Raw genomic sequence first — 14,615 nt, forward strand, 5'->3', positions numbered from 1 at the left:
AAAAATTGTTCAGCAAAATAAGAGAAGTTAGCTATTTTAAGAGAATCCTTTTATAGTGAGATAAAAGGTTGATGAGAATAAAATTATGAAGATTCAAAAAGTTGCTTTGTTCACATCGCGGGGCCAGAAATCACAAGAATTTCAAGCCGAAGCATTAAAATATCTTCAGCCTGTGCCTTTGGATCAAGCTGACTGTATTGTTGTCATCGGGGGGGATGGCTTTATGTTGCACGCTCTTCATAGTTTGCGGCATTTAGATGTGCCGTTTTTTGGTGTTAATGCTGGCACTGTTGGCTTTTTGATGAACTCTGTGCCGCCCCAGGATCTGCTTCATTGTGTCCAAACCTCTCAGCAAACGGCTCTGCATCCACTACGCATGACAGCGATCGATACTGACGGTGTTGAGCATATTTATCATGCAATTAACGAAGTGTCCCTCATGCGGCAAACCTCGCAGGCAAGTAAGATCCAAATTGAGATCGATGGGGTTGTGCGCTTGGAAGAATTAGTTAGCGATGGCGTGTTGGTGGCAACGCCCGCAGGTAGTACGGCTTATAATTTATCTGCCCATGGTCCTATTATTCCTCTGGGAGCTAATCTATTGGCATTGACACCCATTAGCCCCTTTCGACCACGACGCTGGCGCGGTGCTTTGCTGCCTTGCTTGGCAAAGATTAAATTGACTGTTTTGCGAGCCGCTGAACGAAAGGTCAGTGTCTCGGCCGATTATCAAATGATTGAAAATGTCGAATATGTTACGATAGAACAAGACATAAACTCTTCTTGTCGTCTGCTTTTTACGCAGGGGCATAATCTTGAGGACCGTATCTTGCGGGAACAATTTGCTTTATGAACTTCCACACTGCCCTAAAAGATTTTCTGAGGCTGATACAGCACAGCCCTGCCGAAAACCCCTTGCGAGAGTTGCGGTTATTAATCGGACATGCTCTTGGGATCTCTTATGAGCAATTGCTGTTTGAGCCCCCGCCGGCTCTTAATGCTACTCAAGTCAAAGAAATTGAGCAGCTTATTCAGCGGCGCTGTCAACACGAGCCCTTGGCCAAGATTTTGGGCTATAAGGAGTTTTGGGGGCTAAGGTTTAAAGTAACGGCCGATACCTTGGACCCGCGTCCGGATAGTGAAACGCTCATTGAAACTTCCTTAAGATATATCCCTAAAACTCAAGATTCCGTACAAATTCTTGATTTAGGAACGGGCTCCGGTTGCTTGCTGCTAAGCTTATTAACTGAGCTCCCCAAGGCCCAGGGCACCGGAGTAGATATCTCATCTGCAGCGTTAGCGGTTGCGAGGATGAATGCCGCTGCTTTAGGGATGCAAGAGCGATGCCAGTTTGTGGTAGCGAACTGGATGGAGGGCTTGTCTCAGACCTTTGATCTTATTATCGCCAATCCTCCTTATATTGATCGCTCAGAGGTTTTATCACGCCAAACGTTGTATGACCCAGAATCGGCATTATTCGCGGATGAGCAGGGGCTTGTCCACTATAAAACCATTCTAAAATCGGCACGGGAGTATTTGCGGCCAGGGGGAGTGATCATCTTTGAAATCGGTTATGCTCAAGCGGAAGCGGTCACCCAAATTGGCCAAGACCATAAATTTAATTTGGTAGAAAAAATCAGAGATTTCAATGGGCTAGATCGCTGCTTAGTTTTTTCCTGAGGTGTTGTGCAATAAAAATCTTGGCAAACAGAGAAAAGAGTTGTTAGACTGAAAATAGCTGTGCAGCGGCATGAAAGAAGTCTCTTTCATAACCGTTAACATTTGCTTTGTGTATGCGACAAGATGATTTTGATAAAATGGCTATGAGGCTTTAGCAGTCATGGAACAATTGATAAGATCTCTTTTTATGCCCGCAAAATAAAACTCTCGGTTGGTGAAAGTAATTTCAGCAAACCAAGAGAGGTAACAGCATATGTGGCCGTTATGGCCATTATAAAATTTTCAGAGAATTAGGTAATCATTAATGCTAAGAAGAAATCGTTCGCGGGGTTCCGCTGTTCGTCGGTCAAATAATAATAATGGGGGACGTCCCACCTCAGATAGAGGCGTCTATGAACGCCCAGAATCTCGGCCCCGTTATGGCGTCGCCTCTCAAAATTATGAACGCTATTTAAACCAAGCAAAAGAGGCTCTATCTTCAGGGGATCGCGTGCAAGCCGAATACTATTATCAGCATGCTGATCATTTTCTGCGGATCCTCAATGAATATCGTGAACAGAGAGAAGCTCAGCAACCGACCGTGCAGCCTGTCATCCAGGACCACCCTCAGCCAGAGGCAGTTAATGAATTGACTCTTGTCACACCTGCAGAGTCCAGCCCGCAGTCAGAGGCAGCAATTGCGAGCCCGAGTGTTAATTCTGAACCTCAAGCAGAGGCTCCGAAAGCGGAACCACGTCGACCAGCTCGCCGTCAACGTCCTAAGGTGCAGGAAGCTGCTGCCCCGGAAGTCACCACAGCAGAATAAAGGGCCTTGGGCCCGTTCCCCTCTGGGATGTCGAGCCTTGGATAAGGCAGCTCCATCATCGCTAGCGATAAACTCTGATGAATAGCTCATATTCATAACCAAGCTATAAAGCAGGACCTCCAGAGGGATTTTTCTTTCTAATGGATTTCCTTTAAGCGCGACCGTCTTTATTCCGGATTACTTATCCCTGTCCTAAGTTTACTTTTTTCTTCCAAATAAAACTTAGAATTCTTCTTTTAAAGTATTAGGGATTGACTATTTGATAAAGTATCAATATTCTTCAGAAGAATATGAGTCTTAGATCTTTTAATAATGGGATATAATAATAATGAAGAAATTTAGATCTGCCCTTGTTCTCAGTTTGTTTTTATGTCGCTCCCTTGTTGCTATGGATTTTGCCGATTTAAAAGGCATAACATCGATCATTGATCCGGCCCAGCAACATTTGTCACCTGTCTATCCGATGGCTCTTTTAGAATCAGGTTGGCTTAAAAGGTTTCGCTTTTGTGGCCCCTACGGATTAAAGGCGGACCTTGAGCCTTATGCTCAGCTAAAAGGGACTGAAACCGATAATCCTTTGTCCCATACGGCACTTCTATTGCAATATTTATTTCCATCCCCAGACGGTGCCACGCTGGTTTCTAATCAAAGAGAGTTTTTTAGCTTAAAGAGATTGTCAGCTGCTCAATTGGGGCACCTATTTTGGGAAGCGGATCAAGCCGAGACCCATAAATCGGTCGATGGTTTTCTTCGCGGTCTTGTTACTAAGCCTCAACGCAAAGAAGCAGGTAAATTTGCACGTGTCCTCTACCAAGCTTTTATTGAGGACAGGAACGGAGAAAATTTTTATGGTTCCATGGCAAGGCATTTTTATTTGGCTTATGCTTTGCAACAGTTTAACACCAAAACTGAGTTATGGGATTTCCTCGCTGGTGCCAAGCTATTAAGCCCTGAAGCTGTAGGTAATCCCTATCTCAAAGAAGAGTTTATGCACAGCCGATTTAATCGCGATGAGTATTTGCAGTTTAAAGCGGCCATGGAAAAAAGCGCTATTCCTGCAGCAGAACTTCAGCGTCAATCCCGCTTTGTGGAACCTTATTGCAGTTATCAGCAAGATCGTTTAGACAGGGGAACGTTGAGTATATGGGTTAACGATCAAAAGATTACCCGTTACCCCACTGTGGATACAATGATGGCTTCCCCGCAGAAGTATGAAAAATATGCCCCTACTTCTAGGCAAATTCAAGAGCTAAATAATTCACCCGAGCTTATGCTGCTGCTAGGGGCTGCAGCCGAGAGATATGAAAACATCAGGCTCGATGTTCCTTATGGCACTTCCTCCTTTTACAGTAAAAATGGTATCCATTCATTTTCTGATTGTGCGGAATCCGCGCTATTTACGCTTTGTAATATTTTATTATATGATGCTGAACGAAATTGTCTTGCTTTAGAAAAATTACCCATTACCACACGCCCAGAATTTAAAACATTCTTTGAGAGCACGATAGGGAAGCAATACAATTTAGAACATTTCCGACAGATATGGGCACAATTATTATGCAATTTGCCCGATGCCAGAATTATTTATGGTCATTATTTGCCTGATGGTTCCCATTACGAACTCAGATCAATCAATACAAACCTTCTGCAGGTGCTCGAATGTATTTTTGGTCTAAATAATGTTTCTGTCGAGAGTAGTGTCGCTCAGCGTTGGCACCAACTATTGTCGGCATTTAACTCGGATGAGCATCAATTTACTCTGGCTGACGAAAATTACTCTGAAAATGATGGAGATATGGTCATCTATGTGAATGGGAACCATTTAGCTACTTTGCAAACCACTGGCAGTCATACAACACTTAAGTATCCTTCACCAACGATACCTTGGCTTCATAGGGCGGCCGAGAAAATGTTTGCCAGGATGATTAATGAGGGACAGAGACTGGAAAACCTTTTGTTGCTGTCTTTATTTAGTAATCAAGAGCTGTTTAACCAAATTATATCTGCTGACGTCGAAGAGGAATCGCAATCTCAACTTGACCAATATGCAAGAATATTCGCGTTGGCAAGCCCCATCGACACGACCCTGGCAAGGTCAAGGATAATTGAGGCTTTAGTGAAAACAGGGCGCCATTCTTTATTGTCACCCTCTTTCACCGGTCTAGGCATGCGTTTCCGCTTCGACGACTTAGAAAGTCTAGGGACAGCTGCTGTACTTTTCAAGCAGGTGGGGGCTGAATCAATTGCAAAATACCCCTTTTTTCACCTTCTTTATCAACGCCTGCAGCATGAAATAGAACGCAGACCACTAGTGGGGCTGTGGGGCTATTTCCTGTGGGGAGACCAAAGTCTTTATGATCAATTTGATTATAATTATGCTTTAGATTGTTTAGATCTGGCGAAGCAGAATGACAAATTTATCTTTAGCGACACTCTAATCTTAGCCGCCGGAAGTGAAGCAGATGGAAGTGATCTCCAGGATTGGGAAGAGGGGGAAGATCTTATATACGGGCTTAATTCTGAAATTGCAGAAACTAACGAGGATCCAATCCTTGAGAAGTTACTCTATGGCTTAGCTAAGCGATTAGAAAATGGTGAGCTAAGCCACGCAGAAATTCTTGCTGAATTTTTAGAGGAGACAGTTCAAGAATTGATGGGGGAGGGGCATTATGAGGCAGCCCTAAAAACTATTAAGATTTTCCCTTCTCTCTTAAATAATCGGTTGTCCTCTTATTTCAAACCACTTGATTATGGGTTGCAATACGGAGATGTTAGCGAGAATGATATAGCTTTCATTTTGGATTTAGTCTTTAATGATTTAAAACAGCAGGACGCCAGCAAGGATGATGCCTATTTATGCGGTTTAAGTAATATATATTACACAATCTTTAATAGGGTTCCTTATATTGAGGCGCGAAAGTTCATTGTTGAGCGCTTTATTGAGAGTCCTCATGTTTTACAGAAGGATTTTCAGAAATCTGGAAAAGTAACAAGCCTCTTAGAAAAATCGGTTATGTGGGGTTCTCCCCCAGATACGGCATTTAATCTGCTCTTCTTAGCTTTAAAGGATACATATCCTGAGATTTTTCTCAATTCAGCAACTATATGGGCTTTTCAAAGAACAAAGATAAGCCGCATGACTACTTATTCTGCGGGTAATCCTTTACCGCCTATCTATACTATTGACTCAGCGATTGGGCAACAAATATATGATTTTATGGTTGCTAATGCTGATGCTGATGCTTTTCTACCTTTAAAGGAAAATATGCAGGACCTTTATCGTGAAGCTTTTGAACGGGGCTTGGCTCAGCGTTCACAATAATAACCGAGACATCTGTGGTTAATTTTTCATACCTCCCGATAGTAAAAATAGCTATAATAAAGCTAAGAAACTCGGGAGGTTACCATGAATCAAGATCGTTATACACAACGTGCTCAAGGAATGCTCCAATCAGCGCAGATGCTGGCTGTTCGTGAGGGGCACCAACAATTAACACCCTTTCACTTATTAAAAATTCTGCTGGATGATCCAGAAGGATTGGCGGCCAAGATGGTCACAATAGCTGGGGGCAATGCCAAACTGTTTCATCAGTCAGTGGAAGCAGAGCTCGCTAAAATCGCTAAGGTTTCTGGCGCTGGTGCCGCCGGGGTTTACCTGGCTCAAGAAACGGCAAAGGCGCTGGATGTTGCTGAAAAAGCGGCTGACAAAATGCGAGATCAGTTTGTTACCGCAGAAGTGTTGTTCTTAGGTCTGTGTTCGGTGGATCCGGGTAAAAGGTTGGCTGAGGCCGCCGGGGTGAGCGCTGCTAAAATTAGTGAAGCGATTGCTAGTTTCCGTAAGGGCCGTACAGCGGATACACAAAATGCGGAAGACACGTTTGATGCCTTGAACCGCTATGCCCGGGATTTGACGGCGGTGGCGCGGGAAGGTAAACTCGATCCGGTGATCGGCCGCGATGAAGAAATTCGTCGCACTATTCAAGTGCTGTCACGCCGCACCAAAAATAACCCCGTGCTGATCGGCGAGCCTGGGGTGGGTAAAACGGCCATCGTTGAAGGCTTAGCCTTGAGAATTGTTAATGGTGATGTGCCAGAAGCGCTAAAGCATACTCGCCTGATGTCGTTGGATTTAGGAGCCTTAATTGCTGGCGCTAAATACCGAGGCGAGTTTGAAGAGCGCCTAAAAGCTGTTCTCAATGAAATTGCCAATGCGGCCGGTGACATTGTTCTGTTTATTGATGAGCTGCATACGTTAGTGGGTGCCGGTAAATCGGAAGGGGCCATGGACGCCTCTAACATGCTCAAGCCTGCCTTAGCCCGCGGCGAGCTCCATTGTGTGGGCGCCACAACATTGGATGAATACCGCCAATATATTGAAAAAGATGCGGCCTTAGCCCGGCGGTTCCAGCCCGTCTTTGTGGGTGAGCCCACGGTCGAGGATACTATCTCCATATTACGGGGCCTGAAAGAGAAATATGAGATCCATCACGGTGTGCGGATCAGTGATAATGCCATTGTTGCAGCCTGTACTTTATCCAATCGTTATATTAGCGATCGATTTCTGCCGGACAAGGCGATCGACTTAATGGACGAGGCGGCTAGCCGGGTGCGGATGGCTGTTGACTCCAAGCCCGAAGAAATTGATGAGCTTGATCGACGCATTATTCAGTTGAAGATTGAACGCGAAGCCCTGAAGCGGGAAGAAGATCCGGCCTCTAAAGATCGTTTAGGCAAGCTGGAAAAGGAGCTCGCTGAGCTTGAAGAAAAATCAGCCCAACTTACCGCCAGCTGGCGCGCTGAAAAAGAAAGTATTGCCGGTACTCACAAGATTAAGGAGCAACTGGACGCATTGCGCTCAGAGTTAGAAGTGGCGCAGCGTCGCGGCGACCTGGCTCGGGCCGGTGAAATTATGTATGGCCTTATGCCGGAATTGGAAGCTAAATTACGCTCCATGGCCGATGGTAATCCGCAACGCTCGCTGCGCGAAGAAGTGACCGATCAGGACATTGCCACTGTCGTTGAACGCTGGACTGGAATTCCAGTGGATAAAATGTTGACCGGCGAAAAGGATAAGCTGATCCATATGGAGGAGAACCTTGGTCAGCGCGTCATTGGTCAAGATGAAGCGGTTAAAGCCGTGGCACAGTCGGTGCGCCGGTCCCGGGCTGGCTTGCAAGATCCGAATCGGCCGTTGGGATCCTTCCTGTTCTTAGGTCCAACCGGCGTCGGTAAGACGGAGCTCACTAAAGCCTTGGCTGAGTTTCTATTCGATGATGAAACCAATATGGTTCGCATTGATATGTCCGAATATATGGAGAAACATGCGGTAGCGCGGTTAATTGGTGCGCCTCCCGGTTATGTCGGCTATGAGCAAGGCGGCGCTTTGACAGAAGCGGTAAGACGGCGTCCTTATCAAGTCGTGCTGTTTGATGAGGTGGAAAAGGCCCATCCTGACGTCTTCAATATTTTGTTACAGGTTTTAGATGAAGGACGTCTGACCGATAGTCACGGTCGAACCGTGGATTTCCGCAATACGGTCATCATCTTAACCTCCAATTTAGGAGCAGAATACTTAGCGGCTCATGCCGGTGAGGAGATAACACCGCAAGTTCGCGACCAAGTGATGACTGTGGTGCGCAATTCCTTCCGACCAGAATTCCTGAATCGCTTGGATGAGATTCTCATCTTCCATCGCCTTAGCCGAGCTAATATGACTCATATTGTTAAAATTCAGATTGCGCAGCTGGCCAAGCGATTGGCTGAGCGTAAGATTACTCTTAATATTGACGATAAGGCTTTAGAGTGGTTAGCTGAAGCAGGCTATGATCCGATGTACGGGGCACGCCCTCTTAAGCGCATAATTCAGCGTAATCTACAAGATCCGCTGGCCATGAAGATCCTAAGTGGTGAAATCGTTGAAGGAGCGACTATTAACATTACCGAGCGGGACGGCCAATTAGTCGTGGACGGTAAGTCTTGAAAGCTTTCAAGCTGTTAAAGGGATACCGTGGGTATCCCTTTTTTGCTGCAGCTTCATTTTCTTATTACTTAGCTGCAAAGCTTATTGTTTTGGGTAATGAGGAGAAGTTTTATTTCTCCTCCGTTACCTGGCCCTCCAAAAGTTCATCGATTAGCTCTTGACCTTGTATGATTTCAAAGGTGGATTGAGAACATTCTTCCTTGGTTAAGGGTTGATAACGCGTACCGCCCAAATGCTTAGAGAGGAAGTTCTCGATTAGTCCGTATTCTACATTCAGATTACTGTTATTAGAAAGGGTGTGTCCTTCACCTTTAAAAACGCCATAAATATGGGCAATATTATGGTCACTTAAAGCTTGGGATAGGGCGTTAGAATGGTAAATAGGGACTCTCTCATCACCGTCATTATGGAGTAAAAGGAGGGGGGCTTTTACCTTAGCAGCCGCATAGAGGGGGCTTTTGCTTTTAAGCGAGGTCTCAGCTTCAGGTGACAACAGATCGTCGAGGCTCTCTATTAGAGGTTCTATGTAGCGAGCGCGCCTTTCAATGCTGATCAAATTTTTTCTCGGAAGGTGGGAGATAGCGTTATTTATATCAAATATTAAATCAGACATGCCCACTATAGATATAAAGCATTTAAAGCCTTCTGGGAAAATTTCTTCGAAGCAATCCGGATGGGTTGCTTGAAAATTGACCACATATCCGCCAAAGCTACTTCCGATTATACCGACGCGTTGTGCATCAATAAGTTGCTTATGCGCATACCAGTTGGCTGCTTCTTTCATTTCCCGTTGAATTAGATTCCCGTATTGACCACGTCCTCTTTCATAAATTGCTTGGGAGTTATCAGAACCACTGAATACGGGCTCTATCACCACATAGCCCCGATTTGCCAAAAATTGTGCTAGGGGATTATAGTTAAGATTTAGAGCGACATGAGGCCCCCCGTGAGAGATAATTACACCTGGATAGGGCGCTGTACCAAAGGAGGGAGGCGTGACAATACAATCTAAGGGCTGACCATCTTGCATTGAAATCGTTTCATAATAAGCTTTAGTTAAATGTCCGCATTTCTTGGCATCCACAAGATCTTGTATTTGCCCAGATAAATCATTGGGAGCAGGAATCCCCCATTGAGTTATTGGTGCGCCTGAATCCTCATCCGTGCTAAGATTAAAAGTTATGCGTAGAGCAGGATGATCAGATTGAATAATATTAAATCCTTCAAGCGTGGCGTCTATATAATAGTTATCCCCAGCCTCAACTATTTTATGACTCTCAAGTAGATTTGAAAGCTCGGTTAGGGGACTAGGGATGTCGATTTCTCCGTTCCCTAAGTTAAGCGTATGCCATTTTAATCTGCCCTGATCAATAAGGCTTACTAATAACATATGGTGGGATAGATAAGATTTTGTTTTATTTGTGGGAATGTTGTAAGATATTAATCTTAGGTCATGAATATTGCCCTCAGGCAAAGTAAAGAGGGGGACAAATTTATTGTCAGCCATAGTAATAGGGCCTGTAATCACCTGGCCCTGCAAATTTCTATAGCTTGCATAGATAGCATATTTTTTCTCTAGGCGACCTAGTGTTCCTAAAATAGGGTTTTCTATAATTGGTATTTTTGTAAAAATCGCGAATCTTTCTTGATTGCCACCTATAATTTTTTCCCAGGGACAATTGGGTTGTTTTGTATAGATGGCGAATTCTGCCTCCTCGTTTTCTTCAAAACTTTCTGCCGAGACTAGGCTATAAAGAGTGCCATTACGTTCTGCAAGAATTTTAAAAAGACGAGCGGGTACCTCTAAACGGGTGTTTGTTTGGTCTTTTAAAGAAAAAGCATACAATTCCTTTTCTCGAGGATTATTGACAGGATAAACGCTCCAGTAAATAGTATCAGGCGCTACTGCTTCTATATGAATATATGGATGGGGCCCTTCTAATATATTGGCACCGATAAAGTGGCAAGTTTTTAGATCCGTATTATAGACAAAGTGACGATCCCCTTCTGCTTCTCTTGTCTTGAAAACCACAAAATTGTTATCTTCGTCGTGGCTCAAAATTTTATAAGGTGATAGGCCAGTATTCTCTGTTATCTGCTCTAAAAGCTTCCTTTTTTCCTCATTTAGCTGTCCTTTCATTGTAAAAGCAAACAGGGAACGAGGTAAAAGAGGAAGCTCTGAGCTCTTCTCCTGTGAACATACAGAAGAAACAGTCCTCTCTTCGAAGATTTCAGGAGCTTCCATCGCAGCTGCAAAAGATATGGATCCTAATAAATTTAAAATAAACTTTTTAAGGGTAATTGAACACTTTTTCATTAGGGTCCTTTTTCTAATTTTTCTTAATTGTCTTGCTGAGGGTTAGAGTAGCTCTCCTCTTCCTACAAAAGGAGGGAGAGCGATCGGCTCGATATGGCAATAAAATTTCTACGTTATCCCAATGTCTTACTCGATCTGTTTAATGAACGTCCCCCTTATAAGCCGACAATATCAATGCGAGAAACGTTAGCCTTATATAAAAGATTAGGACTTAGCGAGGCGAGACCATTCTCTTCTGAATTAGAATAGGAGCAAATTAACTGAAGATCAATCGAAAGATAGCTAGAGAAAAGCAGCTATTTTTGAAGAGGATCTTGGGCAATACTTCCACTTTTTAAGTAACAATTTGCACAGCCAAGCGACTTCATGATATACAACGAAGAGGTAATTTGACTGTAAGTAAGGAACAAATAATGGATATTAAGCGAGTGCCTTTAGGGGCCAATCCTCCCCATGAATTAAATGTGATTATCGAAATTCCTGCTGGAGCCGATCCGGTTAAATATGAGATCGATAAAGATTCAGGAGCCATTTTCGTGGATCGTATGGTGCTCACTCCCATGCATTATCCCTGCCATTATGGCTTTGTTCCTCATACCTTGTCAGCCGATGGCGATCCCCTTGATGTATTAGTCTATTGCGAAGAGCGCTTAGTGCCTGGCTGTGTTATTCCGGTGCGCCCAATTGGGGTACTATTGATGGAGGATGAAGCTGGAAAAGATGAAAAGATCTTAGCTGTTCCAACGGCGCGCGTTAGCCCCTATTATGCTGATATTACGACATGCCAAGATATTGCCGACATTAAGCTGCAGCGTATTGCTCACTTTTTCACCCATTATAAAGACTTAGAGAAAAATAAATGGGTTAAAGTTTTGGGCTGGGAAGGCTTAGAAACTGCCCACAAGATTATTGAAGAAGCCATTGCTACGGCTACTAACGACAAATAACAGTTAACACGTGATAGCTACAGGTTATGGGCCCCTGGCGCAGGAGAGATTTTGCGACAGGGGTTTTTTTATGGATTGCACTGGTGTGGGCACCGATTTTATGGATGCTTTGCCAAAAGCTTAACCAATTAGGATGCTGTTCAGAGTAATATGCTTCTCCAATAGAAATATCAGCGCCTAAGATCGTTCTCAGTTTCTCGGCAGATAGCATTGGCCGGGTGTGATCAGGAAGATTGTGAGTGCGGCACAAATCTTTCCATTCATGAAAGTTATTGGGGCCTAAGGTGGTAAAAGCAAGGGTTTTACACTGCTGCTTGAGAAGGGGGAGGGTGCGCTCGGGCGATTCAAACCATTGAAAGGCAAGAGAGCCGACAATCCAATCAAAAGGCTGGCAAAAAGGCAGATACTCGCCATCGAGGGCCACCTTAAGCCCCTGGGGAAGAGAAACAGTGTTGACCATGGTCGGGGATAAATCGCTTATAATCAATCGACAATTAAAAGTTCCCAAGTGGTGACTTAAAAACCCGGTACCGCAGCCAATCTCGAGAATAGAAGTTGGAGCGGGTAGAGCCTGTAACTGGCGGGCAAAAGCAGCGGCGATCTGTTGCTGCGTGAGACCCCAGCGATTATAGGTCGCAGCAGCCCGGGAAAAATGCTCACGGATAAGGCTCTTCATTTAGGCAAGCTTTCAATAAAACGGCGAATTAAAGAAGCGCACGTGAGCGCATGCTGAGGGATTAGACTATGGTTGGCCTGATCAATGATCTGGACCTGGTTAAAACAGTCTTGCTGAAGTTTAAGAGGAACAATCTGATCTTCAGCTGCAGCGATGGCGAGAACCGGGGCGCGTGGCTGCGGCAGGCTTAAGGAGCGTAAAGCCGTGAGATTTTGACGAAGCAGCTCATCATTGCGTTCTAAGGCGGAATAATCGGGCAGGTATCCGCATTTATTATAAAAACTCTCTAACACTTTGTCTGGATGGCGTTGAAATTGTTGAATCATGGCCCCGAGCACAGCTTTAGGGATGCCATTGACAAAGCTGTGGCTTTGTAAAAATTGCGTATATCCATTAAGGCTCACATAGCCTTTAAGATGGGGAGAAGTTTGAACTAGACGCGCAAAGCCTTGCGAATGGCCGATGCCTACGGCTTCCGTAGATATGGTCTGGGGAAGGTTAGTCTCACCAAAATATCCTTCGTTTATACAAATGGCATCAAATTCTGCCAGAATTTTGAGAAGAGGGGTGAAAACTGTGCTATCATATCCCCAACCATGCCAATAAATCAGTTGCATTAGTGTTTTGTTAAGGCATTATTTGTAACGTTAAAGTTGGTACCACAATAACACAAAATGAGAGCAAGATGCGCCTATTAGTTTTATGTTTTATGTGTTTGGTCAGCGTTCTGATCAAAGCGCCTCACGCCGTCGCCAAGGGCACAGTGTCTAGTCCCCCCAAAGTACTCGTCACTATTAAGCCGATCCATTCCTTGGTGGCTGGCATTATGGAAGGGGTAGGCGAACCCGAGTTGTTGATGGAAGCGGATTCCTCAGCACATACACATCATCTCAAGCCCAGTGAAGCCAGTAAGTTGCACAAAGCCCAAGTCATCATTTGGGTCGGACCTATTTATGAAGCAGCTCTGAAAAAGTCCCTGGATGCTGTTAAGAATTCAGTCCAACTTATTACAGTCACCGGTTTAAAGGGGGTACATTTATTACCGTCACGGGCATTCCATCGCGCTGTTGACGGCGGCTGTGTTGTTGACTTACATTCATGTCATAACAGCCATGCAGATCAGGAGGATCATCATGAAATACCAGGAAAAGACGGCCATTTATGGCTTGCTGCTCCTAATGCAAAGATTATTGTCAAGGCTATTGCCCAGGAATTGGCGCAACTTGACCAGCGCAACGCGCCGCGTTATTTGGCAAATTCTCAAAAGATTATAAAAAAGCTAAATGAGCTCCATGCTGATTTAGTTTCAGAAATGAAAAGTGCTAAAGGGGCAAAGTACTTAACCTTCCACGATTTCACCCAGTACTTTGATATTGCTTATGGAACCCAGTGTATCGGTGCGGTGCGCATCAATCCAGAAGTAGAGCCGAGCGCAGCTGATTTGCAGGTGGTCCGGCATCAAGCAAAAGAGGGCGCCCGTGCTATTTTCTCTGAGCCGCAGTTTGACACCAAATCTGTGCGAACCATCGCGGAGGATACAGGTCTTAACTATGCCCAGCTTGATGCGCTTGGATTTGGTCTGGATAAGGGGCCCAATTTGTATTTTGAAATGATGCGGCGTTTAGCCTACGAAATGCGTAAAGCCTTTACTGAGGAAGAATGTATTCTTCCCTTAGTTTGTAAGCGTTAGAACTCGGCACAAAAGCTTGCGTGATTCAGAGTCTCTTCAGATAAAGGTGAGCGGCCAAGATCGCCGATATGTCTTTAAGGACGAGAGAAGAGCTCTATTTTTAGGATAGGGCTCCTTTGAAAATCACTCCCCAATACAGAGTCTTCAATTTTCGTCCTAGCTGTGTAATTTCTTAATTACCCTTCTGCGGTTGTTTTAATGAAGACTGACATAATAAGGAAAAAATTATATTATTTCGCCTCTTTGAAACCGGCCAAATTTCTTAAAAATTAAATATACTAATAAGAGTGGAGAGTTGGAATACCTTCCATTTTATGATGGATTTTTCCTAGCCTCGTTGCCCGGCTTATTCTCGGCTCAAATGCTGCGTCGCCTGAATCAGCTTCAATCAGAAGGGGTATCGGGTTTGGTATGAATTCTATCCAGTAGCTTTAAACAGAACTTAGAGAGAAGAGCTATTTTTAAATAAGCTAAAACAGAATGGCGGGGAATGGTGGGGCAGAGCCAGAATTGACTCTTC

The 14,615-nt window shown here is 44.4% G+C and carries 10 protein-coding genes; 7 read left to right on the plus strand and 3 right to left on the minus strand.

The window, feature by feature from the left end; genetic code table 11:
- The first annotated feature begins 85 nt into the window (after window positions 1-85).
- The 5 genes from HMO_RS0104410 (at window position 86) to clpB (ending at window position 8,465) form a co-directional block, all read left to right on the plus strand.
- Complete coding sequence (locus HMO_RS0104410; protein WP_010299144.1) at window positions 86-853, plus strand: NAD kinase; 768 nt, start codon at window positions 86-88, stop codon at window positions 851-853.
- On the plus strand, window positions 850-1,680 hold the full coding sequence (gene prmC, locus HMO_RS0104415; RefSeq protein ID WP_010299146.1) for a peptide chain release factor N(5)-glutamine methyltransferase: 831 nt from the start codon (window positions 850-852) through the stop codon (window positions 1,678-1,680). Before HMO_RS0104410 ends, prmC begins: the two co-directional genes overlap by 4 nt.
- Window positions 1,681-1,984: 304 nt before the next feature.
- Complete coding sequence (locus tag HMO_RS0104420; RefSeq protein WP_010299149.1) at window positions 1,985-2,485, plus strand: DUF4167 domain-containing protein; 501 nt, start codon at window positions 1,985-1,987, stop codon at window positions 2,483-2,485.
- Between the two features lie 328 nt (window positions 2,486-2,813).
- The gene (locus tag HMO_RS0104425; RefSeq protein ID WP_010299152.1) at window positions 2,814-5,807 is read left to right on the plus strand and encodes a hypothetical protein; all 2,994 of its coding nucleotides are present in this window, start codon (window positions 2,814-2,816) and stop codon (window positions 5,805-5,807) included.
- 84 nt (window positions 5,808-5,891) lie between these two features.
- A complete protein-coding gene (clpB, locus tag HMO_RS0104430; protein ID WP_010299155.1) occupies window positions 5,892-8,465 on the plus strand; it encodes an ATP-dependent chaperone ClpB in 2,574 nt (857 codons plus the stop codon).
- 109 nt (window positions 8,466-8,574) lie between these two features.
- Here the strand turns inward: clpB and HMO_RS0104435 are convergent, their stop codons facing one another.
- Window positions 8,575-10,782 (minus strand): alpha/beta hydrolase family protein, encoded by a 2,208-nt coding sequence (locus HMO_RS0104435; protein WP_010299159.1) that lies wholly within the window; start codon window positions 10,780-10,782, stop codon window positions 8,575-8,577.
- A gap of 413 nt (window positions 10,783-11,195) precedes the next feature.
- On the opposite strand from HMO_RS0104435, the gene ppa reads away from it, so the two are divergent.
- On the plus strand, window positions 11,196-11,729 hold the full coding sequence (gene ppa, locus HMO_RS0104440) for an inorganic diphosphatase (protein WP_010299165.1): 534 nt from the start codon (window positions 11,196-11,198) through the stop codon (window positions 11,727-11,729).
- On the opposite strand, the gene HMO_RS15460 is transcribed toward ppa, so the two are convergent.
- Both HMO_RS15460 and HMO_RS0104450 read right to left on the minus strand, forming a co-directional pair.
- Window positions 11,716-12,405: a methyltransferase domain-containing protein gene (locus tag HMO_RS15460; RefSeq protein WP_010299168.1), complete on the minus strand. Its 690-nt coding sequence runs from the start codon at window positions 12,403-12,405 to the stop codon at window positions 11,716-11,718. The two genes, ppa and HMO_RS15460, sit on opposite strands and share 14 nt — an antisense overlap.
- Window positions 12,402-13,022, minus strand: coding sequence for an alpha/beta fold hydrolase (locus tag HMO_RS0104450; RefSeq protein ID WP_010299170.1), 621 nt, complete (start codon window positions 13,020-13,022; stop codon window positions 12,402-12,404). The genes HMO_RS15460 and HMO_RS0104450 overlap by 4 nt, the downstream gene beginning before the upstream one ends.
- A gap of 68 nt (window positions 13,023-13,090) precedes the next feature.
- Here HMO_RS0104450 and HMO_RS0104455 point away from each other — a divergent pair, with 68 nt between their 5' ends.
- Entirely contained in the window at window positions 13,091-14,095 is a 1,005-nt protein-coding gene (locus HMO_RS0104455; protein ID WP_010299173.1) for a zinc ABC transporter substrate-binding protein, read from the plus strand.
- Window positions 14,096-14,615 lie beyond the last annotated feature (520 nt).

Origin of the sequence: Candidatus Odyssella thessalonicensis L13, assembly GCF_000190415.1 — a bacterium.
GTDB classification, from domain to species: Bacteria; Pseudomonadota; Alphaproteobacteria; order Paracaedibacterales; family Paracaedibacteraceae; genus Paracaedibacter; species Paracaedibacter thessalonicensis.